Origin of the sequence: Campylobacter concisus (assembly GCF_002913545.1) — a bacterium.
GTDB lineage: Bacteria > Campylobacterota > Campylobacteria > Campylobacterales > Campylobacteraceae > Campylobacter_A > Campylobacter_A concisus_AV.
On the sequence record NZ_PPBR01000120.1, the window covers coordinates 43,023 to 67,547 of the forward strand.

The 24,525-nt window shown below is 41.7% G+C and carries 23 protein-coding genes; 3 read left to right on the forward strand and 20 right to left on the reverse strand.

The features are described from left to right. Positions 1-8: 8 nt before the first annotated feature. The 3 genes from upp to gltX form a co-directional block, all read right to left on the reverse strand. The gene (upp, locus tag CYP05_RS07870; protein ID WP_004317747.1) at positions 9-635 is read right to left on the reverse strand and encodes a uracil phosphoribosyltransferase; all 627 of its coding nucleotides are present in this window, start codon (positions 633-635) and stop codon (positions 9-11) included. Between the two features lie 90 nt (positions 636-725). Further along, positions 726-1,979: a malic enzyme-like NAD(P)-binding protein gene (locus CYP05_RS07875; RefSeq protein WP_004317644.1), complete on the reverse strand. Its 1,254-nt coding sequence runs from the start codon at positions 1,977-1,979 to the stop codon at positions 726-728. Then, entirely contained in the window at positions 1,976-3,355 is a 1,380-nt protein-coding gene (gene gltX, locus CYP05_RS07880; protein ID WP_103642538.1) for a glutamate--tRNA ligase, read from the reverse strand. The genes CYP05_RS07875 and gltX overlap by 4 nt, the downstream gene beginning before the upstream one ends. A gap of 70 nt (positions 3,356-3,425) precedes the next feature. Here gltX and CYP05_RS07885 point away from each other — a divergent pair, with 70 nt between their 5' ends. Then, positions 3,426-4,256: a peptidylprolyl isomerase gene (locus tag CYP05_RS07885; protein ID WP_004317652.1), complete on the forward strand. Its 831-nt coding sequence runs from the start codon at positions 3,426-3,428 to the stop codon at positions 4,254-4,256. 34 nt (positions 4,257-4,290) lie between these two features. On the opposite strand, the gene CYP05_RS10225 is transcribed toward CYP05_RS07885, so the two are convergent. The 16 genes from CYP05_RS10225 to ileS form a co-directional block, all read right to left on the reverse strand. Next, on the reverse strand, positions 4,291-4,506 hold the full coding sequence (locus tag CYP05_RS10225; protein ID WP_021084557.1) for a hypothetical protein: 216 nt from the start codon (positions 4,504-4,506) through the stop codon (positions 4,291-4,293). Then, a complete protein-coding gene (locus CYP05_RS10230; RefSeq protein ID WP_021084545.1) occupies positions 4,484-4,723 on the reverse strand; it encodes a hypothetical protein in 240 nt (79 codons plus the stop codon). Before CYP05_RS10230 ends, CYP05_RS10225 begins: the two co-directional genes overlap by 23 nt. Before the next feature lie 475 nt (positions 4,724-5,198). Further along, positions 5,199-6,290, reverse strand: coding sequence for a succinyl-diaminopimelate desuccinylase (dapE, locus tag CYP05_RS07900; protein ID WP_103642539.1), 1,092 nt, complete (start codon positions 6,288-6,290; stop codon positions 5,199-5,201). Then, positions 6,290-7,894, reverse strand: coding sequence for a GGDEF domain-containing phosphodiesterase (locus tag CYP05_RS07905; protein WP_258031544.1), 1,605 nt, complete (start codon positions 7,892-7,894; stop codon positions 6,290-6,292). The genes dapE and CYP05_RS07905 overlap by 1 nt, the downstream gene beginning before the upstream one ends. A gap of 381 nt (positions 7,895-8,275) precedes the next feature. Further along, on the reverse strand, positions 8,276-10,477 hold the full coding sequence (locus CYP05_RS07910; protein WP_181001195.1) for an endonuclease MutS2: 2,202 nt from the start codon (positions 10,475-10,477) through the stop codon (positions 8,276-8,278). Further along, entirely contained in the window at positions 10,474-10,818 is a 345-nt protein-coding gene (locus CYP05_RS07915; RefSeq protein ID WP_103642542.1) for a hypothetical protein, read from the reverse strand. The genes CYP05_RS07910 and CYP05_RS07915 overlap by 4 nt, the downstream gene beginning before the upstream one ends. Beyond that, positions 10,812-11,129, reverse strand: coding sequence for a hypothetical protein (locus CYP05_RS07920; protein ID WP_103611667.1), 318 nt, complete (start codon positions 11,127-11,129; stop codon positions 10,812-10,814). Before CYP05_RS07920 ends, CYP05_RS07915 begins: the two co-directional genes overlap by 7 nt. Beyond that, positions 11,129-12,436, reverse strand: coding sequence for a UDP-N-acetylmuramate--L-alanine ligase (murC, locus tag CYP05_RS07925; RefSeq protein ID WP_103612873.1), 1,308 nt, complete (start codon positions 12,434-12,436; stop codon positions 11,129-11,131). Before murC ends, CYP05_RS07920 begins: the two co-directional genes overlap by 1 nt. 86 nt (positions 12,437-12,522) lie before the next feature. Further along, the gene (locus CYP05_RS07930) at positions 12,523-12,876 is read right to left on the reverse strand and encodes an MmcQ/YjbR family DNA-binding protein (RefSeq protein WP_103642543.1); all 354 of its coding nucleotides are present in this window, start codon (positions 12,874-12,876) and stop codon (positions 12,523-12,525) included. Between the two features lie 3 nt (positions 12,877-12,879). Beyond that, on the reverse strand, positions 12,880-13,440 hold the full coding sequence (locus CYP05_RS07935; RefSeq protein WP_103642544.1) for a DNA-3-methyladenine glycosylase I: 561 nt from the start codon (positions 13,438-13,440) through the stop codon (positions 12,880-12,882). Beyond that, positions 13,437-14,231 (reverse strand): carbon-nitrogen hydrolase family protein, encoded by a 795-nt coding sequence (locus CYP05_RS07940; RefSeq protein WP_021092110.1) that lies wholly within the window; start codon positions 14,229-14,231, stop codon positions 13,437-13,439. The genes CYP05_RS07935 and CYP05_RS07940 overlap by 4 nt, the downstream gene beginning before the upstream one ends. After that, positions 14,224-14,415 carry an exodeoxyribonuclease VII small subunit gene (xseB, locus tag CYP05_RS07945; protein WP_103642545.1) on the reverse strand — a complete coding sequence of 64 codons (192 nt, stop codon included), beginning with the start codon at positions 14,413-14,415 and terminating at the stop codon, positions 14,224-14,226. Before xseB ends, CYP05_RS07940 begins: the two co-directional genes overlap by 8 nt. A gap of 3 nt (positions 14,416-14,418) precedes the next feature. Further along, positions 14,419-15,525, reverse strand: coding sequence for a homoserine O-acetyltransferase MetX (gene metX, locus CYP05_RS07950; RefSeq protein ID WP_103642546.1), 1,107 nt, complete (start codon positions 15,523-15,525; stop codon positions 14,419-14,421). Next, positions 15,525-16,973 carry an IMP dehydrogenase gene (gene guaB / locus CYP05_RS07955; RefSeq protein ID WP_103642547.1) on the reverse strand — a complete coding sequence of 483 codons (1,449 nt, stop codon included), beginning with the start codon at positions 16,971-16,973 and terminating at the stop codon, positions 15,525-15,527. Before guaB ends, metX begins: the two co-directional genes overlap by 1 nt. Positions 16,974-16,977: 4 nt before the next feature. Then, positions 16,978-18,336: an Asp-tRNA(Asn)/Glu-tRNA(Gln) amidotransferase subunit GatA gene (gatA, locus tag CYP05_RS07960; RefSeq protein WP_103642548.1), complete on the reverse strand. Its 1,359-nt coding sequence runs from the start codon at positions 18,334-18,336 to the stop codon at positions 16,978-16,980. A 99-nt stretch (positions 18,337-18,435) separates the two neighbouring features. Next, positions 18,436-21,192, reverse strand: a complete 2,757-nt coding sequence (ileS, locus tag CYP05_RS07965) for an isoleucine--tRNA ligase (RefSeq protein WP_103642549.1) — start codon at positions 21,190-21,192, stop codon at positions 18,436-18,438. 95 nt (positions 21,193-21,287) lie between these two features. Here ileS and CYP05_RS07970 point away from each other — a divergent pair, with 95 nt between their 5' ends. After that, on the forward strand, positions 21,288-22,385 hold the full coding sequence (locus CYP05_RS07970; protein WP_103601394.1) for a CinA family protein: 1,098 nt from the start codon (positions 21,288-21,290) through the stop codon (positions 22,383-22,385). A gap of 90 nt (positions 22,386-22,475) precedes the next feature. Continuing rightward, positions 22,476-23,726, forward strand: a complete 1,251-nt coding sequence (locus CYP05_RS07975; RefSeq protein WP_103642550.1) for a pectate lyase family protein — start codon at positions 22,476-22,478, stop codon at positions 23,724-23,726. 76 nt (positions 23,727-23,802) lie between these two features. Here CYP05_RS07975 and CYP05_RS07980 read toward each other — a convergent pair whose 3' ends face one another. Continuing rightward, positions 23,803-24,486 (reverse strand): ABC transporter substrate-binding protein, encoded by a 684-nt coding sequence (locus CYP05_RS07980; RefSeq protein ID WP_103642551.1) that lies wholly within the window; start codon positions 24,484-24,486, stop codon positions 23,803-23,805. Between the last annotated feature and the right edge of the window lie 39 nt (positions 24,487-24,525).

Below are 24,525 nucleotides of genomic sequence, written 5' to 3' on the forward strand. Positions count from 1 at the left end.
TTTAGCCCTTAAAGAGTGTTAAAAACTCTATCGCCAGCGTCACCAAGACCTGGTACGATGTAGTTTTTCTCGTTTAGTTTCTCATCGATCGAAGCCGTATAGACCTCGACGTCTGGGTAAATTTCGCTAAATCTCTTTAGCCCCTCAGGTGCGGCGATGATAGAGATAAATTTGATCTCTTTAACGCCCTTTTCACGCAAGAATTTAACCGCATCTATCGCCGTGCCACCAGTAGCAAACATAGGGTCGATGATGATCGCCATGCGCTCTTTTGCGTCTTTTGGAAGCTTTGCGTAGAAAAACTCAGCCTGCGCTGTCTCTTCGTTTCGCTGAAAGCCCAAAAAGCCAACGCTCGCATCTGGGATGATGGTAAAGACGCTATCAAGCATACCAAGAGCAGCCCTTAAAATAGGGCATATCATCACCTTTGTAGTGAGCCTTTTTGCGTCTGCCACCGCAACTGGTGTTTGGACTTTGACATCTTTTACCTTTAAATTTCTAGTCGCTTCAAAGATCATAAGGTAGCTGATCTCATCAACTAGCATGCGAAACTGAAAAGGCTGGGTGTTTTTATCACGTAAGATTGTTAATTTATGCTCGATCAATGGATGTGAGATGAGCTTCACGTTTTGCATTTTTTGTCCTTAAATTTACTGTTTTTACAAGGTTTGTCTTTTACAAAATGCCAAGAGGAGAATTTAGCCCAAAATTTGGGCTAAATTTGATTAAAAACCTTTTGCAAGTTTGGCTTTGTAAGCCTCAACATCAAAATCTTTTACTCTCGCTACGCCATCTTCAACTGCAGCTTTTGCAACTGCTGGAGCGACCGCCGTTAGCACGCGCTTGTCAAATGGTTTTGGGATGATGTACTCTTTGCCAAATTTTAGCTCGCTAACGCCACTTGCTTTTAAAACTTCAGCTGGCACTGGCTCTTTTGCAAGCTGCGCAAGCGCTTTTGCTGCAGCCATTTTCATATTTTCAGTGATCTTTTTAGCCCTAACATCAAGCGCCCCTCTAAAGATAAATGGAAAGCCCAAAACGTTATTTACTTGGTTAGGATAGTCGCTTCTGCCTGTGCCCATCATAACGTCATCTCTTACAGCTACGACGTCCTCTGGGAAGATTTCAGGCACTGGGTTTGCCAAAGCAAAGATGATAGGCTCTTTGTTCATCGACGCAACCATCTCTTTTGTCACAACGCCAGGCTTAGAAAGACCTAAAAACATATCAGCGCCTTTCATCGCATCTGCTAGTGTCCTATCCTCGGTCTCAAGCGCAAATTCAACCTTCTCTGGAGTTAGGTCTGTTCTTTTTGAGTGGATGACGCCTTTGCTATCTATCATCACGATGTGTTTTGCGCCAAGTGCTTTATACATCTTTGCGCAAGCGATGCCAGCTGCACCAGCGCCGCTAACTACGATCTTTATCTTAGATATATCTTTGCCAGAAATTTCCATCGCGTTTATAATGCCAGCGCTTGTTATCATCGCTGTGCCGTGCTGATCGTCGTGCATTACAGGGATATCGACTGCTTCTTGAAGCTTTCTTTCGATCTCAAAGCACTTTGGAGCACGGATATCTTCTAAATTTATACCGCCAAATGTAGGAGCTAGAGCCTTGCAAATCTCAACGATCTTATCAGGATCATGCTCATCTAGCTCGATGTCAAAGGCATCAACGTTTGCAAATTTCTTAAATAGCACCGCCTTGCCCTCCATAACTGGCTTACCAGCGATAGCGCCGATGTCGCCAAGACCAAGAACAGCCGTGCCATCGGTGATGACAGCTACTAAATTTGCTTTATTTGTGTATTTATAAGCTAGTTCAGTGTCTGCATTTATCTCACGGCATGGCTCAGCAACGCCTGGTGTATAGGCCATTGAAAGGTCTCTTGAAGTCTCGCAAGGTGTCTTTACCCTGATCTCGATCTTACCGCCGATGTGGTAGTTTAGCGCCTCTTCTTTAGTTACATGTGTCATTTCTCTTCCTTTAATAAATTTTGTATTCTATTTTTGATCTCATTACTGCCTACTACTTCAAGCACTTCAAAGATACTTGGGCTCACGCTTGAGCCAGTTAGCGCTATCCTTAGGGCCTGAGCTAGGTCTTTTAGTTTTAAGCCATTTTGCTCTAAAAATTTATTAGTTAGCTCCTCGTAGCCCTTTGCGTCAAGGTCGCGGTCTAAAATTTGAGCAAATTTCGCCAAAATTTCTTTGCTATTTTCATTTATAAATTTAGCCCAAGCTTTCTCGTCGTAGCTTTTTGGAGCGTTGATGATAGCATTTGCGCTGTTTGCCATCTCAATTAGTGTCTTTGATCTCTCACGGAGCGAATTTAGCAGTAGCTCGCCCTTTACCAAAGCCTTAAAATCCACGCCAAATTCAAGCATATCATGTGCTAACCTCTCGTAAGGCAAAGTTTTTATATAGTGAGAATTTAGCCAGTCAAGCTTTTGAGCGTTATAGGTGCTTGAGCTTTTGTTGATATCGTTTGGATTGAAGTATTTAAGCATATCCTCGATAGTAAAAATCTCATCATCACCGTGGCTCCAGCCAAGACGAACGAGAAAATTTAAGAGCGCTTCAGGCAAGTAGCCCATCTTTTTATACTCCATAACGTCAGTTGCGCCATGCCTTTTACTAAGCTTTTTGCCATCCTCGCCGTTTATCATAGCGACGTGATAAAATTTTGGCACCTTAAAGCCAAGCGCCTCGTAAAGAACGATCTGTTTTGGGGTATTTGAGAGGTGATCATCACCGCGAATGACGTCTGTGACGCCCATTAGTGCATCGTCTATCACAACTGTGAAGTTATATGTTGGCGTGCCGTCGCTTCTTGCGATGATGAAGTCGTCTAAGATATCTTCAACCTTAAATTTAACCTCACCCTTTATGCCATCATGTATGACGATCTCGCCGCTAAGTGGGGCTTTTATACGGATGACTGGCTCGATACCAGCTGGAGGCGTGCCAGTAAAATCTCTATATCTATTATCATATTTTGGGCGCTCTTTTCTAGCCTCTTGACTAGCTCTAAGCTCCTCAAGCTCCTCTTTGCTCATGTAGCATTTGTAGGCTTTGCCCTCATCAAGCAGCTTTTTAACGTACTCTTTGTAAAGATTAAATCTCTTTGACTGATAGGTCACTTCGCCGTCGTGATCTAGCTTGCACCAAGCAAATGCCTCTTTTATGGCTTGCGTGGCTTCTTCTGAGTTTCGTTTTAAGTCAGTATCTTCGATGCGGAGCAGAAATTTTCCATTGTTAGCTCTTGCGTATAAATAATTATAAAGAGCTGTCCTAAGTCCGCCTATATGTAGGTATCCAGTAGGCGACGGAGCAAATCTAGTAACTATCATTTTGTGCCTTATTTTTATGTTATAATTGCCCAAAATTATATTTACTAAATACTTAAATAAAGGTTTCATTATGAAAAAATTGCTCTTTTTGGCTGCTGGCGTGTTAAGTGCCTTAAATTTATATTCAGCTCAGATGATAAACGGCATCGCAGCTATCGTGGAGAACGAGCCTATCACGCTTTACGAGGTTTATAGCTTGAAGGAACAGCTAAAGACAACAGAGCAGGACGCTTTAAATTTGCTTATCAGAGATAGACTTGAAGATGCGCAGATAAAAAACTTAAATTTAAGCGTTACACCTTTTGAGCTAAACGACAGGATCGAGGCGATCGCAAAGCAAAATGGCATGACAAATTCGCAGTTTAGAAACTCTATCCAAGCTCAAGGCATGGACTTTTTGGACTTTAAAAACAACCTAGAGCACAAGATGCTTCAAGAAAAGCTCTATAAAAGCATAGCTGCTGAGGCTGGTAAAAACATAAATGAGCAAAAAGCAAAGGCGTATTTTGACGCTAATCCTGATAAATTTAAGGTCTTTAGCACCGCTAGAGTCGTAGTTTATAGAGCAAAAGACCCTGATCTGCTTGAAGCTCAAAAGACAAGTCCAAAGCTACTAGACGGCGTGCAAACACAAGAGGTGAGTTTGGACTATCAAAGCATAGATCCAAGGCTTGCTGCGATCATCTCAAGCACGAATAACGGCGACTACACACAGCCTTTGCAAGGACCTGATAGCTTTGATATGTTTTTGGTAAAAGAGAAGATCGGCTCATACACACCAAGCTTTGCTGATGTAAAAGATAACGTTATAAACGAGCTTTACCAAGGCGAGCAAGAAAAATTAATGAGTGATTACTTCGAAAAACTCCGCGCAAAAGCAAAAATTCAAATCCTAAGATAACTTCAAATTTAGCCACTTTGGTGGCTAAATTTCTCTAAAATTTAAATTTAAAATTTATAAGCAAAAACCTGCAAAAGCAGCCAAATTTAATTACAATTTTAGTGAAAAATCCAACGTAAATAGCGTAGATAAAGCCTATCACTACGGCATACGGGGCATAAGGTGTGATGCCAGCTCCTGGGCTTGCTAAGATAAAGTTATGACTTATAGCAGCTCCAGCTTCCAGCCTAAAACAAAAAGAGCTGAGCATCAAAGCCAAATTTGTATTGATTTAGCACTAAATTTGTGATGCTTGTGCAGACGATGATAGAGACTATGCCATAAAACATAGAGAAGTCACACTCGAAAATTTTACTGATAGCTCCCACTGAGCAAAATTTACTTCTTTGCATAAATGCGCCATTTTCTCCAAGTTTTAGACCAAAGACAAGTGCTATCAAAAATAAAATAGCAATGATAGTTGGCAAAAGCCCTATCACCTTTGCAGTGTCTTTGCTACTTTTTTTGGGTGTGAGATATTCTTAAAATACGGCAAATTTGTAGGTATAACTCACGAAAAGATAGATACATTTGAGACATTTTTTAATAAACACGGCGAAATTTCAACCCTCAACTCGCGCCTTATCTCTAAAATTCGTAGTATATCAGCCTGCCAGCTGGGCTTGCCAAGATGAATATTTTTAGATTTTACCTACTTGCCACGCTTAGTGCTGGGGTTTTATGTGCTGTTTTGTTTGGAGTTGGCTACTTTCTAGGCTCAAATCCTGACAAATAGGCGCTTCTAATAATAACGATCACCATTTTAGCGGTGGTTGCGGTAATAAGCGCAGTCTATATAATTGAGCAGTTTCGGTTTCAGGTAAAATGTAGCCATTTTTATTAAAATTTATCCTAAAGACGCTAGAAGTGGCGACTAAATTTAACTATTTAATCAAAAAGAGATTAGTGAAAATTTTCTATCAGGTCTTTAAAAACTTCATAAAGTTTATTTACTTCGCCGATGCTGACACGTTCGTTTTTGGCGTGTATGCGGTCGTTTATGACGCCAAATTCTATCGCATCTACGCCAAATTCTGCAAAGTGCCTTGCATCGCTCGTGCCGCCCTTTGTATTTAAAAGTGGCGTAACGCCAGTGATCTTTGTGACAGATGCCATTAAATTTCTTACGATCTTGCTATCTTTGTTGGTTAAAAATCTCTTCGAGCTTTGCTTTATACTAAGCTCGCAATCAAGACCATCTAAAACGCTTCTAAGATAGCTCTCAACGTCATTTGCGTCAGTTAAATTTGAGTTTCTAACGTTAAACATTATGCTAAGCTCGCTTGGCGTGACGTTGCAAACCTGCATGCCACCACGAATGTCCGTCACCACGATCTTGCTTGGGCTAAAAAACTCGCTCCCGACGTCCATATCGTGGTCAGCTATCTTGCTTAAAAGTGGAGCTATCAAATTTACTGGATTTACACATTTTTCTGGGTATGCCACGTGGCCTTGAATGCCCTTTATCACGATCTTGCCATTTATCGAGCCACGTCTGCCGACCTTTATACTATCGCCAAATTTCTTATCACAAGTTGGCTCAGCCACGACGCAAATTTTTGGCAGATCACCTATTTCACGCAGATATTCAAGTGCCAAAGGTGTGCCAAAAGTGCCATCGCCCTCTTCGTCACTTGTTAAGATAAGGCTTAGCTTGCCATTAAATTTAGCCTCTTTGCACGCACAAACAAAGGCAGCCACGCCGCTTTTCATATCCTGCGCACCCCTTGCGTAGATGTAGCCATCTTTTTCTAGCGGGGTAAATGGCTCGCTCTCCCAGCCATCTCCTGGAGGCACGACATCAACGTGTCCTGCAAAAGCTAGATGTTCGCCCTCTCCATAAATTTTAGAAAGTATGAGATTTTTTGTGCCATTTTTTTCTATAAATTTAGCCTCAAAATCAGGCAAAAATTTAGCGATAAACTCCAAGCTGCCTGCATCATCTGGCGTGATAGAACGAAATTTTAAAAGCTCTTTTAAAAAGCTAACTACCACTAAAATGCCTTTTTAGAAGGAATTCCCAAGTAAAATCCCTGGAATTCGTCGATGCCTATCTCCTTACAGACGTTAAAGATTTCTTTAGAATGAACATACTCTGCGATCGTTTTTATGCCAAGATCCTTTGCAAATGCCACGATCGCGCTTGCGATGGCGTATGAGTCTTTATTGATATCGATATCTTTGATGATAGAGCCATCGATCTTCACGTAGTCTGGCTTGATCTTTATAATGTAAGAGAAATTTGAGTAGCCAGAGCCAAAGTCGTCGATCGCTATCATAGCGCCCATGCTCTTTGCTCGCTCGATAAAGACTGAGACGCGCTCAGCGCTCTTTAGCTCCTCATCTTCGACTATCTCAAAAACTATCCTGCCAGCGACATTGTGCTTGTTTAGTAAATTTAAAACTAGCGCAGAGACGTCGCCATCTATCATATCTCGGCTGCTTAAATTTATAGAAAGAACCAAATTTGGATCTTCAGTGAGGTGCTCAAAGCACTTTTTAATGAGCTGCTTTTCAAGGTCTGCGTAACGCTTGATACGCTTTGAGATATCCAAAAATACGCTTGGTGAGATGACGTCGTCGCGGTCTAAAATTCTTATCAAGCATTCATATTTTATAGGGATCTTTTTCTCGTCAAATATCGGCTGAAAATACGGCACGATGTTGTCGTTTATCGTAGCATTTTGGATAAGCTTTGAGCGCTCGATCTGATTTGCGTATTCATCTTTTTGACTTAGCCCTTTAAAGTAGCAAACATAGTCTTTATCAAGCGTCTTAGCTGATTTTAACGCGATGGTTGCCTTTCTTAGCGTTTGGTCGCTATCAAGCGCAAAGCCAATGGTGTTGTGAATTTCTATATCATCGACCTCTACGCCGTTTTCATCTTTTATGCTAAGCATCCTGCCTTTAAAGATATCTAGTAAATTTTCAGCTAACTCCTCATATCTGTCGATAAAGTCGTTATTATCTTCGACCAAAGCAAATCTGTCCGCCTCGATACAATAAGCCTTCATATTCTCATTTTTTGCAAATTCTTTGATGAGATTTGCCATCTGTTTTAAGATCTGATCGCACACGTATTTGCCGTAGTAGTCGTTCATCTTGCCAAAATCATCGATATCCATAAGTATCACTTTTGGATATTTATACTCATTTACATCTCTCGTGAGTGCAGCTTTATTTAAAAGTCCTGTCATCGGATCAATATATAGTTTCTCACTTAAATCAGCTATCTTTTCAACACTATCTTTTTTTAATTCATCATAGTCGGATACAATTCTTTTATACTTGATAATAAATAAAGAACTTATGATAAGGCCGACAATTAACCCAGCAAAACTTATAAAAAATGTTATATACATATTTTGAAAAAACCACTGATAAAAGTACCTATCACTAAAACCAACAATTCTTTGGTCGATATTTGCCTTAAAGCCTAAAATATAGTCTTTTATAGGCACAAACATACAAACTTTTGCACTATTTCCAGGCAAGATTTCAGCTAAGAAATAATCTTTTTGAAAATCATGCGAATATATATCTCCACATTCCTTATCATCATAGTCTTTTCCGACTAAACTTGCATCCGAAGCTGCCACGATTTTAAAACCATTTTTATCATTGTCTTTTAGTAAGGTTACATTTCCAATGGCACTATTATTTATATAATTTTGAAAATTTGCAACATTTAAATTACTAGCATTTTTAAAGTAATTTACAAACTGATATGTTAAATATTCTGTCTTTTTTCTAATATCATAGTCATTAGAGGCAATAGCACTATTATATTTAAAATAAAAAACAACCAAATTTTCAATCGTAAAGAATGAAAAAAATACAAACATAACAATAACAATAATTTTGACATTGTTTATACTTTTTTTTTGTAAATCTTCAGACATAAAATTAAACTCCCTTTCCTATGGCTAAGGCTTTCAAATTATAACTATCATTAAATAAAATTTAACTTTTGCTTTAAATTAAAGCTTAACGATCTTAGCACCGTATCCGCCTTGATTTGCCGGTGCATCGTGAAATTCTTTCACGCTTGGATGCTCTTTTAAGAAATTTTTAACCGCAAAGGCGAGCTTACCAGTGCCGATACCGTGAAATACGCTAACCTCATCAAACCCCATAACAAGACTATCTGAGATAAATTTATCAAGCTTAGCTATCGCCTCGTCAGCTCTCATGCCGTGCAGATCAAGCGAGAGCGAGGCTGTTTTTGGCTTATCGACACTTAAACTTACTCCACTTTTTTTAGGCACCGCCACTTCGTTGCCATTTTTTCTTAAAAGCTCGAGTGGTACACGCAAATTTATGCCATTTGACTCGATCATCGCGTCATTTTTAGAGATGCTTAAAACCGTGCCTTTTATATTTTCATACTTCACTCTATCGCCTACTTTTAGGCTCTCTCGCTCAGTTTTTTTAGGCTTAACGATGGCAGCTTTTTTCTCATTTGCCACATTTAGCGCCCTTTGCTTGTCTTTTATCTCTTTGAAATTTATAACAGCTTTTGCCGCATTTATCGCTTCATAATACTCTTTTTCAAGGCGTGAAATAGTCGCATTTAGCTTGATCTCATTTCTCTCTTTTAGCTCTTTTTGCTCCTCAAGCAAGCGCTCCAGCCGCTCCTCTTTTGCCGTGACCTCTTTTATCCCCTCATCAAGCTTAGTTTGTAAATTTAGAGTCTTTGTGATGATCTCATTTAAATTCTCTTTATCCTCGCCGTAAATTTTCTTTGCCTGCGCCACTAAATTTTGAGATATGCCGTATCTTGCCGCCGTTTCAAAGGCGTAAGACTTGCCGATCGTGCCCTTTAAAAACTCAAATTTAGGCCTTTGAGCCGCCTCATCGTAAAGTGCCGCCACCAGCTCAACCTCTGGATTTTTAGCTAGCAACATCGCAAGGCGCTTGTGGTGGGTCGTGATGATCATTTTGATATCTTGAGTGATGAGGCGCTCTATCATGACGCCATACAAGCTCGCAGCCTCTTCAAAGTCGGTGCCAAGCTCGATCTCGTCGATACCTATGATGATCGATTTTTTAGTAAAAAGCCTTGCAAAATGCACCATCCTGCCAGCAAAGGTCGAGATGTCGTTTTTCACACTTTGCGGATCTTCTATGATCGCGTCAAATTCTTTAAAAGAGCCGATCGTTGAGCGGTTTGCGTCGATACGCATAGGCAGCAGATACTTTGCAAGCAGCGTGGCTGAGATGATAGATTTTAAAAGCATCGACTTACCGCCAGCATTTACGCCGGTTATTAAAAGCACTTTTTTGCTAAAATCCACACTCACACTCTTTGGGTTTTTTAGCGCTGGATGGGCAAATTTCTCAAGCTTTATGACATGCGAGCTATTTGGTAAAACAAACTCATAGTCACGTGACCTAGCCAAATTTACGCGCGCTTGATAGGCGTCAAACTGATCAAAAGCGTTATTTATAAATTTCAAAAAGAGTAGGCTCTTGTTCATCTGCAGGCTAAATTTCTTGCAGTGCTCGTAAATGATCTCCTCTTTTCTATCAAGCAGCTCGCTTTGCTCCTTTTTTAGGCGCTCGGTGCTTGCAGGTGCGACGTAGAAGTAGCCGCCTGAGCTTCTAGCGATCACAGTGCCTTTTAGGGCGTGGTTAAAGCCGCCACGCACCAAAAGTGCCTCTTGTGAGTTGATATAGTGCGTCTGGGTATCGACTAGATAGGGCGTGATGTGCTTTGAGTAGATGAGCTTTTTAAGTTCAGCGTCGATCTGGCGTTTTTTCTCGCTAAACGCCTGCTTTATCGCGTAAAATCTCTCATCCACGCTGTCGCTAAACTCGCCGTTTTCATCAAAGCTGTTTGCCATCTGACTCATCGCTTCAGGGATTTCAACCTTTGCGATCCACTCGCCAAGCCTACCTTCAAATTTTTGCTTTTTTAGATATGAAAAATACTTAATGATCTTTGCAAACTCGTAAATTTCACTGATGTGAAGCACTGCTTGCTTACTAAGTCTCATAAGCGCGTCATCAAGCTCTTTTATCTCATCAGGCGCTTTGAAGTCATACTTTGAAAGCTCGTTTATATTTTCAAAGTGGATTTTGCTGTCGCCTTGTAAAAATAGCGGTTTTTGCCTTGCTAAAAATGAGTTAAATTTCTCTAAATACTCGTTCAGATCGAGCTTTGCAAATATATCGTTCATTGCTCGCAGCTCGTTATAGGCACGATGACGCCTGAAAGTTCGCTAAATTCTCGTTTTGGCAAAAATGACGCCGTGCCAAATTCGTAGTTAAATTTCTCAGCGCTCACGTTGTATTCGCCACATTTTAGTGTTTTACCCTGCTTAAAGTCAGTCACTAGCTTTGAGATGGCGTCCTCGTTTTTTGATAAATTCTCTTCATAAAAATATACACAAACAAGGATCGCTACAAGCACCGCGCTAACGAGCGCTTTTATACTTTTGCTGATCTTTTCATCTTTTATCGCCCAGATCGCTCCAAAAAGCAGCATCACGCCAGCGATTATTATCAAATTTCTTACCATTTTACGCCTTTATACTTTGCGATGAGCTCCTTGTAAAGCTCAGCATGAGGCTTGATCTTTTCTAAAATTTCAGCCCTAACCTCGCTGATATCTTGCTTTTCAACCAGCAAGCAAACGGCTAGATACGGGGCATTTGGCAGCATATCTTTTATCTGGGTGCTATTTAGCTTTTGTGACCTTGCAAGGGCTATCAAGATATCTTTTTTGCCTAAATTTATAAGGCTTGAAATTTCTTCTTCGCTAAGCTCTTTTTCTTTTATCTCTTTTAAAATTTCATTTTCATCTTGAGGCTTGAAACTACTTAGATCCATTAATATCCGCCTCTTAGCTGCACGCTGATATCGCCCGCTCCAAAGCCAACTACGATGCCGTCACTTAGGCGGTTTTTCACGCCAAATTCATCTGTAAATTCTATCCCTTCTTCAACCCTCTCGACCTTGTCGGTAAAGATCGGATTATACTCGCTAAATTCGCTCTTCATATCAACTTCGATCGGATTTTCTCCGGCTGCATAAACTGGCAAGATAACAAGCTCATCAACGCCCTTAAAGCACTCTTTAAAGCCAGGTAAATTTGTGCTAAGTCTTGTGTAGCGGTGTGGCTGAAATATCGCTGTGACGCTCTTTATGCCTAAAATTTTGGCGTATTCAAAGACTGATTTTAGCGTCGCTTTTATCTCGGTTGGATGGTGCGCGTAGTCGTCTATTAGGACGAAATTTTTGTTTGCGCTAAGTATGTCAAAACGCTTTTTGATGCCTTTAAAATTTAGTAAATTTTCTCTGATATCTTTAAGCGGCGTCTCGTGCATCGCAGCAAGGATAGCCAAAGATGCGTCTATAGCGATGTGCTCGCCCATGCCAAAGGCTTCAAATTTGCCTAAATTTTTAAGGTTAAAGCTAGTGTATGGCTGATAGTCTCTTACCACCATCGTAAGCTCAGTGATATCACTGCTTGGATAAAGCCTGATCGCATCAAGCTTAAGCGTGCTTAAAAACTCATCCTCAGCGTTTATCACTCTAACCTTTGCGCGCTCCAAAAAGCCCTTGTATGCTGCGTAAAATTTAGCTAGATCGTAGTCGTAGTGCTCCATGTGCTCTGGCTCTGCGTTTGTGACGATGGCTAGATATGGGTTTGAGTTTAGAAAGCTAGAATCGCTCTCATCGGCCTCAAATACGACGTTATCGCTCTTTGCGTAGCGCATATTTGAGCCAAACTGCTTTGAGATGGCGCCGATAATGACTGAGCCCTCAATAAGGCTTGCTAGCATCGCTGAAGTAGTACTCTTACCGTGCGCGCCAGCAACTGCAAAGACGCACTTATCTTCAAGCACATAGGGCAAAATTTCTTTTCTTGAAAAGCACTTTATGCCCTTTCTTCTAGCCTCCACTAGCTCGATGTTATCCTCTTTTATCGCAGCTGAATAGACCACGAAGTCTTGGTCTTTTATCGCCTCTTTGCAGTGCGGCGTGATGACCTCGATGCCTTCATTTTGAAGCTCAAGCGTCGTCTTGCTCTCTTTGATGTCGCTGCCGCTTATCTTATGGCCTTTTTCGTGTAAAAATCTAGCGATGGCTGAGATGCCGATGCCGCCGATGCCTATGAAATGGACTTTTTTGATCTCGTTGTTTAGCTCTTGCAAATTTTATCCTTAAGTTTTTCGTGATTTTAACAAAAACTACTAAATTTAAGGCTGAAAAATGGCTTTTATTTGCTTAAGCTAAAGCTTTCATCTATCAGGTCAAAAACGGTTTTTTGCGAGATTTTGGAGTTTAAATTTACGCTTATCCAGTGCTTTTTATTCATGTGATATGCTTTAAAAATTTGCCGCTCATCAACTAGCACCATGGCTAGATCTGGGCTACATTTTAAATTTAAAACCTCTATCACCTCGTCACTTTCAAGGCCAAGCTTACTAGCGCTTAGCTGCATAAGCAGCGCAAACCACTTCTTGTTTTTCTTGTGACGAAATACACTAAATTTTGGATATTTTGGGAAAATTTGCTCCCCTAAAATGTCAAATTTCTCTTTTATATATTTTTCAACTTCACTTCGTTTCAAATTTCACTCCGAAATTCCTTTAAAAAAGCACTCATTTTCGTGATCATCGATGATGCCAACGCCTTGTAAAAACGAGTAGATGATCACAGCGCCTACAAATTTAAAGCCACGCTTTTTCATATCTTTTGAGATGCACTCTGAGAGCTCACTACTTGCTGGCATGTCCTTAGCGCTTTTTATGTCATTTATCACGCGCTTGCCATTTGTAAATTTATAGATGTAGTTATAAAACGAGCCAAACTCGGCACAAAGCCCTAAAAAAGCCTTGGCATTTTTTGGCAGAGAGTAAATTTTAAGGCGGTTTTTGATCGCTCTATCATCGCTTAAAAGGCTTTGAAGCTTTGCCTCGTCATAGCTAGCGATCTTTTTTGCATCAAAGCCATCTAAAATTTGAGCAAGCCCAGCTCTTTTTCGTAGCACGTAGTCCCAGCTAAGGCCTGCTTGAAAGCCCTCTAAAATGAGCATTTCAAAGAATTTCTCATCATCTTTGACTGCCCTGCCCCACTCGCAGTCGTGATAGATCTTGCTAAATTCGCTCTTTTCAGCCCAGGCGCAGCGCTTCATCTTTTAAATTTCGCCTCTATCTGCATAAAGCCCCAGGTGCTTCTAGCCTCGCTAAGCTCCTTTTTACTAAGCTCATCGATCATCATCTCTTCATTTTTGCCAAGCCTGTTTTTAACCTCGCCAAATGGGCTAATAAGCATCGAGTCGCCGTAAAAACTCCACTGCTCGTCCTCACTCTTGTGGCTTCCCACGCGATTTACGCGAAGCACATAGACGTTGTTTGTAAAGGCTCTAACCTTTAAAAGCTCCTCCCAGCGCGCCTGCGAAAAAAATGTGCAAGCCGTTGGCACAAGCACGATATCGACCTTTTTAGCACTCATATACGCCCAGCACACATCAAAGTGCGCCTCGAAGCCAAACATGACGCCAACCTTAAATTTATCGTATGTAAAGATAGGTAAATTTAGCTCCTCGCTTGCGTTGCTAAAAAACTTCGCCTCGTTCCAGTGTGCGTAAGGCATGAGGATCTGCTGGTCATATAGCTTTACTTGTGTTTGGCTAAATTTAGCTAGGCTTTTAAAAATTTCTTTGCCTTTTAAATTTATGATAGGCGCGATGATGTTTAGATCGTACTTTTTTGCCATCGCAAAGAGCGCCTCTTTTTTGCGCTCGCTCTGCTCTTTTATGAGGCTTTTTGGCATAGTAGCAAGCTCTTTAAAGAAGCTATTTAGCACGTATTCACCAAGCACAACCAGCCTTGCGTTTTCATCCGCGCAAATTTTAAGGTAATAATCAAGCCTAGCCTCGCTTAAGGGCTGCGTTGGTAGCTGAAGGGCGCAAATTTTACTCATCATCCACCTGCTTTATGCTAAGTTTTGCGTTTTCTAAAATTTCTCTTGCTTCATTTAAGAGCTTTTTGCCCTGCTCGTGCAGCTTTATGCTCTTTTCTAAGCTCACATCATCTTTGTTTAGATCGTTTAAAATTTTATCAGCTAGGGATAATTTCTCTTCAAAACTTTGCTCTTTTTGCTCCATTTTCTATCCTTTTAATATATTTTTTATATATCCATCAAATTTTTCTATCTCGACCAAAAAGGCGTCGTGGCCGTAGTTGCTATCTATCTCAACAAAATTTGTCTTTGCGCCTCTGCCCATCTCGCAAAGTGCGTCATAAATTTCTCTCATGCAGCTTGGCGGAAAGAGTAGATCGCCTTTGAAAGCGACTAGATGCAGATTTGCTTTGATCGGCGCAAGGGCGTCTTTTAGGCTATCGTAGTGCCTTGTGCAGTCAAAGATATTCATCATCTTTACGATGTATAGGTAGCTTAGCGGGTCAAACCTCTTTGGGAAGTTGTAGCCGTTATACTCCATGTAGCGATCGACCTGAAAATGTCCAAAAAGATCGTAAAGGCCGTCGGTTTCGACGTAGTTGCGTCCAAATTTTTTATCCATGCTATCAGGGCTTAAAAAGCTGATATGCCCTGCCATCCTGCCATAAGCCATACCTTTTAGCCCGTTTTTTCTTATAAATTCTGCGTCGTATTCGCCGTTTTTAAAATTTTCATCGTTTAAAATGGCTTCGATAGCGATCTTGTTAAACGCTATTGCCCAAGGCTTCGTCTGATAGGTGCTTGCAAGCATTATGATATCTTGCGCAAACTCTGGAAACTCGATAGCGTAGCAAAGTGCCTGCATACCGCCAAGACTGCCGCCTATCACGGCTCTTGCCCTTGTGATGCCAAGCTCGCTAAATAGCCTCATCTGCGCCTTTACCACGTCACTTATGGCAAGGACTGGGAAATTTAGCCTATACTCTTTGCCGCTACTTCGATCAACGCTTAGCGGTGAGGTCGAGCCAAAGCACGAGCCTAAGATATTTACGCAGATGACGTAAAATTTATCGGTATCGACCGCCTTTTTGCTGCCTATTAGCCCGTCCCACCAGCCAGCTTTCTCATCGCCTGCGTATGTACCAGCAGCGTGGTGCGAGCCAGTTAGGGCGTGGCAGATCACGATAACGTTGCTTTTATCAGCATTTAGCGTGCCGTAAGTCTCATAAATAAGCTTGAAATTTGATAGCATACGGCCACTCTCAAGATAGAGTGGCTCGTTAAATTTAATAGTTCTAGTTTGCAGCTCTAACACTAATTAACTTTGTAGTTTGGTGCCTCGTGAGTGATAACTACGTCGTGGACGTGGCTCTCTTTTAGTCCAGCGCTTGTTATCTCGACAAATTCAGCTCTTTCTTGAAGAGTTGGGATATCTTTTGCGCCAACATAGCCCATAGCGCTTCTTAGGCCGCCTATTAGCTGATGTATCACATCTTTTATGCTTCCAGCAAATGGCACACGGCCTTCGATGCCTTCAGGCACAAGCTTGTCTTGAGCGGTGCCCTCTTGGAAGTAGCGGTCAGAGCTGCCCTTTGTCATAGCGCCTATTGAGCCCATGCCACGATATACTTTATACTGGCGACCTTGGAATGTTATAAGCTCGCCCGGGCTCTCTTCGCAACCTGCAAGTAAGCTTCCCGCCATAACGCAAGCTGCACCTGCTGCAAGGGCTTTTGCCACGTCGCCTGAGTATTTTAGACCGCCGTCTGCGATAACTGGGATGCCATATTTCGCTGCTTCGCTTGCGCAGTCATCGATAGCTGAAATTTGAGGCACGCCGACACCAGCAACGATCCTTGTGGTACAAATAGATCCTGGTCCAATGCCTACTTTTATGCCGTCAGCTCCTGCTTCTGCTAGGTCTTTTACGGCTGCTGGATTTGCGATATTGCCAGCTACTACATCGACTTTGAAATTTGCTTTTACCTCTTTTAAAGTATCGATAATGCCCTTTGAGTGGCCGTGAGCTGAGTCGATGACGATGACATCTACGCCAGCATCAACTAGCGCTTTAGCGCGCTCTATCTGACCCACGCCAATAGCCGCAGCCACGCGAAGTCTGCCGTAGCTATCTTTGTTTGCGTTTGGATACTCTTTGCGTTTTTTTAGATCTTTTATAGTGATAAGTCCGTCAAGTCTGCCGTCTTTATCGACGATAGGAAGCTTCTCAACTCTGTTTTGAGAGAAAATTTTCTCCGCATCATCAAGCGTGCAGCCCTTTGGTGCAGTGATAAGCGGTGCCTTTGTCATGCGGTCTTTTACCAAAGTGCTCATATTTGTCTCAAATCTCAAATCGCGGTTTGTTAAAATTCCTATTAGTTTGCGGTCTTTGTCGATGACTGGAACGCCTGAAATATGAAGATCTGACATAAGGCTTAGAGCTTCAGCCACGGTCGCTTCTGGATTTATAAAGATAGGATCGATGATGACGCCACTTTCGCTTTTTTTGACGCGTTTGACCTCTTTTGCTTGGCTTTCGATGTCCATATTTTTGTGGATGACGCCGATACCGCCGAGCCTTGCCATCATGATAGCAGTTCTATGCTCGGTCACCGTATCCATCGCAGCAGAGACGATCGGGATATTTAGCGTGACGTTTTTGCTAATCCTGGTTTTTACATCAACTTGCTTTGGCAAAATTTCAGAGTATTGCGGCACAAGAAGCACATCCTCAAATGTTAAAGCTCTCTTTACTATCTTCATATTTTTATCCTTTTATTAAATTTTCTAGGCTCTTAGCACCATTTATCAAGGTCTGTTCGTCCCACGCTTTTGCGATGAGCTGGGCGCTCACGTTTAAATTTTGATCATCTTTACCAACTGGCACAGAGATAGCTGGTAGGCCTGCTAAATTTACGCTGATCGTGTAAATGTCGCTTAGATAGGCTTGAAGCGGATCACTGTGTGCTCCAAATTTATAAGCTGTGCTTGGAGCAACTGGCATGAAGATGAGATCATTTTCTTCTAAAATTTTCTCGTACTGAGCTTTTATATGCGCTCTTGCTTTTTGCGCTTTGATGTAGTAAGCATCGTAGTATCCGCTACTTAGCACAAATGTACCAAGCAAAATTCTTCTTTTTACCTCTTCACCAAAGCCTTCAGAACGCGAATTTACATATAGCTCTTTTAAATTTTTAGCATCCGCGCGTCTGCCGTATCTCACGCCATCGTAGCGGCTTAAATTTGCGCTTGCCTCTGCGGTTGCGATGATGTAGTAGGCAGCGACGTCATATTTTGAGTCTTCAAAATTTGTGTAAGTTACGCTGTGACCGTGTGATTTTAGCTTTTCTATAGCTAAATTTAAAGCAGCTTTTGTCTGCTCGCTTGCGTTTTCTACGTAGTTTTTGATGATACAAATTTTTAATTTTTTGTTGCCATCTATCTTGTCGCTAACGCTCACAAACGGCACATCTGCGCTCGTGCTATCTTTTGGATCGTGTCCAGCGATCGCGTCATATAAAATGGCTGCGTCTTCTACGTTTTGCGCGATCGGACCTATTTGATCAAGGCTGCTTGAGTAGGCACCAAGGCCATATCTGCTCACTCTGCCATAAGTTGGCTTAAGCCCTACGCATCCGCAAAATGCCGCTGGCTGACGGATCGAGCCACCAGTGTCGCTACCAAGTGCGGCTACTGCAAGGCCGGCTGCGACTGCTGCTGCTGAGCCACCGCTACTGCCACCTGGGACGTGAGCGTGATTTAGTGGGTTTAGTGTTTTGCCATAAAATGAGCTCTCAGTTGTGCTTCCCATCGCAAATTCGTCCATATTCGTGCGGCCAAATGGAGCTAAATTTTTACTAAGTAGCTTCTCTATGACAGTTGCATTATATGGTGCTACGTAGCCTTGTAAAATTTTAGAAGCGCACGTGACGTTCCAGCCTTTTACTTGGATGTTGTCTTTTATAGCGATAGGCACGCCCTCGCCTAGTTTTGCGATCTCTAAATTTGCTAGCTGCTCGACATAAGCGCCAAGCTCTTTTTCTTTTATGATCTTCGCCTCAAGCTCGGCTCTTAAATTTTTTATCTCTTCAGCTGAAAATTTCAAAGCTTCTTTTAAAGTTACCACTATTTTTATCCTTTAAATTTATTAACCAAAAATATGCCAAACAAGCTAACAACGACCACCGCAGCGATCGTTGCTATTATGATAGTTGCGCTTACTGGCTCACTTAGCACTTATGACCTCTTCACATCTTGGGCATAGCGCATCTTCTTTGCTAGCGTTAAATTTCCAGCATCTTGGGCATTTGTAAAGGTTGCTTGCTATAATCTTAAATTTATCACCCTCAAGCTCAAACTCAGCTAGTGGCTCGCTATCATCATAAGCTCTAACCGAGCTTACCATGTAAAGATCGGCCACTTCGCGCTCGTCGTAGCCTGTGATGTTATGGTTTGTGGTCTCTAGACTTAGCTCTAGAGTTGATTTTATCTTTTTGTCCTTCTTAAGAACATCCACGATCTCGTTAAATTTCTCCCTGCTGGCAAAAAGAAGCTCATCTTCAAAACTAAGGTCAAATTTGATTGGCTCATAGACTAGATCAAACGCGTCTTTTGCCTCGCCTTTGACGATCTTTGGAGCGTAGTCCATCACCTCATCAACGGTGTAAGTAAGCGTTGGAGCGATGAGTGGCAAAAGTGCCTTTGTGATAATCGCCATTGCACTTTGAGCTGATCTTCTTCTTGGTGCGTCTTTTGCGTCGCAGTAAAGTCTATCTTTACAAACGTCAAGATATACGCCGCTAAGATCGGCTGATAGGAAATTTAAAAGGATGTTAAAGCCCTTTGAAAAGTCGTAATTTCTAAAGCAAGCGCTCGCCTCGTCAAAGACCTTTTTAGCGCGCGCCAATATCCACTTATCAAGGATGTTAAACTCTGTATTTAAGCTCTCAAGATCATTTACGTTTGCTAGTAAAAAGCGGATAGTGTTGCGGATTTTGCGGTATTGCTCGCTTATTTGCTTTAATATATCTTCGCTTATTTTTAGGTCGCTTGAGTAATCACTCATGCCAACCCAAAGGCGTAAAATTTCCACGCCGTGAGTCTTAGCCACGTCTTGTGGAGCGATGACGTTGCCCTTGCTCTTACTCATCTTCTCGCCCTTAGCATCGACTGTAAAGCCGTGAGTTAGGATACTCTCGTAAGGTGCGTGAGAATTTATAGCTGTGCTTACTAGAAGCGAGCTTTGAAACCAGCCGCGGTGCTGATCTGAGCCCTCAAGATACATGCTTGCAGGGTATTTGCCAGCGTCGTAGTTGTCGCTTTGCAAGACCGCGTGCCACGTCGAGCCACTATCAAACCAAACATCAAGGATGTCCATCACTTTTTCTAAATTTTCAGCCTTGTATTTTGAGCCTTTTGGTAAAAGCTCGTCTATGCTTAGTGCCCACCACGCGTCAGCGCCTTTTTCTTTAAAGATGCCTGCGATGTGGTCTAAAATTTCACTATCAAATATAACTTCTTTTGTCGCTTTATCTCTGAAAAACGCGATCGGCACGCCCCAGTCACGCTGACGAGAGATACACCAGTCTGGGCGATTTTCTATCATAGAGCCTATTCTTTTTATGCCAACGCTTGGGTAAAATTTAACCTTTTCAAGCTCTTTTAGCGCTGTTTGTCTAAGCGTTTTGCCGCCTAGTTTAGCCTCGTCCATAGCTATAAACCACTGCTTTGTGGCTCTATAAATAACTGGCTTGTGCGTTCTCCAGCAGAACGGATAAGAGTGTCTAAATTTAGAGACGCTAAGCAAGCTTTTGCCAAGTAGCTCTAAAATTTTCTCATTTGCTTTAAAGATGTGCATGCCGACAAACTCGTCTACCACGTCACTTCTAAATAGTCCGTGATGTTTTATGCTCTCATCGTAGCAGCCTCCATCATCAACTGGCATCAAAATTTCGCTAAAGCCATATTTCAAACAGACGTAGTAGTCGTCCTCGCCGTGACCTGGAGATGTATGAACAAGTCCAGTACCCCCGTCCATCATGACGTGATCACCTAGTAAAAATTTAGACTTTCTGCCGTTTAGTGGATTTATCGCGTGGGTATTTTCAAGCAGGCTTGATTTAAACTCTTTTTTGATCTCGCCCTTGCTTAGGCCACTCTCTACAACGCTTTCAAGTAGTGGCTTTGCAAATATCAAATTTTCAGCCGTTAGCACATAAATTTCATCTGGTTTTAGGCTTATGGCTTGATTTGCTGGAAGCGTCCAAGGCGTGGTTGTCCAGATGACAGCGCTTGCCTCTTTTACGCCAAGCTTTTCTAGCGCATCGCCATCAAGCTCAAATGCTACGTAAATAGAGTAGTCCTCTTTCTCCTCGTACTCAACCTCAGCTTCAGCTAGCGCTGATCTAGCCGCCCAGCTCCAATAAACTGGCTTGCTTCTTTCAACCAAAAGGCCTTTTTTAGCGATCTCGCAAAGTGCTTTGTAGATGTCAGCCTCAAACTCAAATTTCATCGTCATGTATGGATTTTCAAAGTCGCCGATGATGCCAAGGCTTTTAAATTCATTTCTTTGAATGTCTATAAATTCTCTCGCGTGCTGCCTGCAAAGCTCCCTGATCTCGACCTTGCTAAGCTCTTTTTTCTTATCGCCAAGCTTTACTTCGACTTGCTGCTCGATCGGCAAGCCGTGGCAGTCCCAGCCTGGCACGTAGCGGACGTTTTCGCCGTAAAAATAGTGCGTTTTTGTGATGATATCTTTTAAAATTTTATTTAACGCGTGGCCGATGTGTAGGTGTCCGTTTGCATACGGAGGGCCGTCGTGGATGTTGAAGTTTTTAACCGCATTTTGGCGATTTTTCTTCATTTTTTCATAAACCTTGCGCTCTTCGTACCATGATTTTAGTCTTTGTGGTTCATTTTGTGGGAGATTTCCGCGCATCGGGAAATTTGTCTCTGGGAGTAAAAGTGTCTCTTTGTAGTCCATTTTTTACCTTGATTTTAAAATTTGCTAATTTTACACCTGTGCTGGTTAAATCACACTGAAAAATAGTATAATGAGGCAAAAAAAGGAGCTTAAAAATGAGACAAAGTATCTTGATAATAGGCGAAGATCTTGAGATAAATAGAGAATTTCTAAACTACATTTTTCAAAGTTACGAGGATCATTTTGGCGAGCTTGGAGTGGTCAGTTTTGCTCCCAAAAATAGCAAAGAGCTACCTTTTATCATCGAAAATTTATCAAAAGATTACGACTTTGTAAGCATTTTTGGCTCAGATGAAAATTTTGCTATCGCCGCAAAGATCGTAGCGACGCTAACTGGGGGCTCGCTCGAGCTAAAAGATAGCACGACACTTGCGCTTAAAGATAGCTTAGACTACTCTAAAAATAGCTTTTTAGCCAGCCTAAATAATGCTCAGATAAATCTCATAAAAGCTAATCCAAATGAAGAACTAGGCGAGTTTTTAGTCGAGTACGAGCCTGATTTTAGCTACTTTCATCTAATAGACATCGACGCAGATAGCGCGAAGATCCTTATGCTGCCACTTGCTAAAACTTATGAGGTCGATATCACTCTTGCGCAGATCCTGCCAAATTTGATACTAGTAAGGGCAAAAAGCAATAAATTTGGCCAGATCGAGAGCTTTTTACAAGGGGTAAAAACGCTATTTTCGCAAAAATTTATCCCACAAAAAGATGTGATCAAATTTGTAGCAAAAAAGCTCATGCAAAAGGGGCTTAAAATTTCATTTGCTGAGTCTTGCACGGCTGGGCTTGCAGCGGCTAAATTTGCAAGATATGGCGGCATCTCAGCTAGCTTTGATGGCTCATTGGTGACTTATGCGAACCACATAAAACACGAGTGGTTGGGCGTTGAGGATGAAATTTTAGATACTTACGGAGCCGTGAGCGAGCCTTGCGTAAAAGCGATGGTAAAAGGCACGCTAAGCACTACAAATGCGGACTTTGCACTTGCGATTAGTGGCATAGCAGGACCAGGTGGGGGCACAGCTAGTAAGCCAGTTGGCACAGTATATGTCGCAGCTGGCGATAGAAACGGCAACATCGAGGTTGAGAGGCTACTTTTAAAAGGGGAGCGCAACTACGTTAGAGAGCAAAGCGTGCTAAGTGCCTATCTATGTTTGCTTCGTCTAAAAAGCGAGATATTTTTCGCGTAAATTTTATCTTTTTTAAAAATTGCACTAAATTTAACGGCGACATTCGCAATAAAATATCAAAAATAAAAAGCCAAATTTAGGAGGCTAAAGATGTTTAAAAAGATATTGTTACTCGCCATTAGTGCGTTATTTGCATTTGGCGCTGAGGCACAAGCGGGCGAGATAAAAGCAAGTGACTCGCCCTTTGGTTACGCTAGCATTGGTGCGGAGCAAAATTTTGGCGGATACGCCGGCAAAGAGAGTAAAGAAGTCACCATTCAAGATAGACAAGAACTCGTAAAATACGCTCAAATGGGTGGCTACGTCATCTATGTGGATGGGCTCATAGACCTTAGCGAAGGCAAGATCCCGCAAAATGGCAAGAGCGAGGGGCTTGATAAATTTATAAGTGAGATTAGTGGTGGTGAGTTTAGCTCTTATACCCAGTTTATGCAGGCTTACGGCGCTTCATGCCGTGCATTTTTAGATGGATCGCAAGATCCAAAGCTAGCAGAGCTTCGCAAAAATTTAGCTAATGAGTACAAAAAGCTCATCGTAGTGCCGGTAGCTAGCAATACCACGATAATCGGCTTAGGCGAAAACTCAGGCATAAAAGGTGGCTCATTTTTACTAAAAAATGTCCAAAATATCGCGATCCGCAACATGCTGATCGAAGATGCTTTTGATCCATTTCCAGATATACAAAAAAATGACGGCTTTAACGCGCAATATGACGGCGTTAGCATAGAATCAAGCAAAAACATCTGGGTAGATCACTGCCATTTTAAGGACACTGTGGATCTTAGCCATGTGCATTTAGCAGGCGGAGAGCTTACTAAATGGCAAACTTATGACGGACTATGCGACATCAAGGGGGATAGTGCGGCCATCACGATCTCGCACAACATCTTTGAAAACCACGACAAAACGATGCTAATAGGCTCAAGAGACTCAGATGGCAGTAGCGAAACAAGGACTATAACGGTCGCTCATAACATTTTTGACAACTGCGCGCAACGCCTACCTATGGCACGCAATGCAAAGGTGCACGTCTATAACAACTTTTATGACTCAAAAGATGGCTTTTATGACCAAAAATACGCCATTGGAGTGCGCTTTGGCTCGCTAGTATACGCTCAAAACAACTACTTTACAAATGGCGTCAAGATAAGCTATAAATGTAACAAAGGCACCATTTTTGAAAGCGGCAACATAGACCTTTCTAAAAAAGGCAGCGTTTGCGAAAAGCTAACCAAGCCGCCATTTGAGCCTCCATATAAATTTGAGCTCCTCGAAGCTTCAAACGTCCAAAAAGAGGTAAATCAAAACGCTGGCACAGGCAAACTAGCCGTCATAAAATAATATCACCAAAGCCCCGAGATAGCCAAAATGCTTGGGGCTAAATTTCTCAGCATCAAAGCCTATAAAAAGATAAATTTCACCCCTTTTTATAGGCATTTTCAACTCTTTTTTTATACTCTTTTGCACTTTCAAGTGCCCCTCTAAACTCGCCACTAACCGCCCTTAAAGCGTCATTTTGAAGCTCACTCTCATCTTTAAACGACCTAATCCTTGGCGTAAAAGCGACCTCATCCTTTCTAAAATCAGCCTCTTTTAGATCAAAATTTAAATTACTTATTTTGCTATTTAAGATATGCAAGGCACATTTTCTTGGTCCAAAGATGAAATTTCGCTCTTTTAATGGCTTTAAACTCCTTACTAAAATGCCACCATAAAGCGCTGGCTCGCTCTTAAAAGAGATGTCAAAACCAAAGTTGTGAAAGTAAATTTCGCCCGCCTCGCACGATCTTTTGTAGGTGTTTGCATCAAAGCAGGTGTAAATTTCAAGCTCGCTAAATTTATACTCCGCGCCGCTTACAACGAGGATCTTGCTTTGCATCAGCTCACGCAAAAATTTCTGAAATTTCGTGTCAAGATACGCTTTAAAGCCTGCTATTTTAATAAGCTCCTCTCTTTGGCTCTTATCTAAGCTTTTAAAACCAACCCGCCTAAGTGCTTGAAATTTTTCTTTATAAAAACAACTTTGCTTTAAAAACTCACTAAGCATCGCCACTAGATCAAATTTAGCAAAATGGCTTTTAAGTAGCTCGCCTGATAGCATTTTTACTCCTAATTTTTTGGCATATTTTAAGGAATTTAG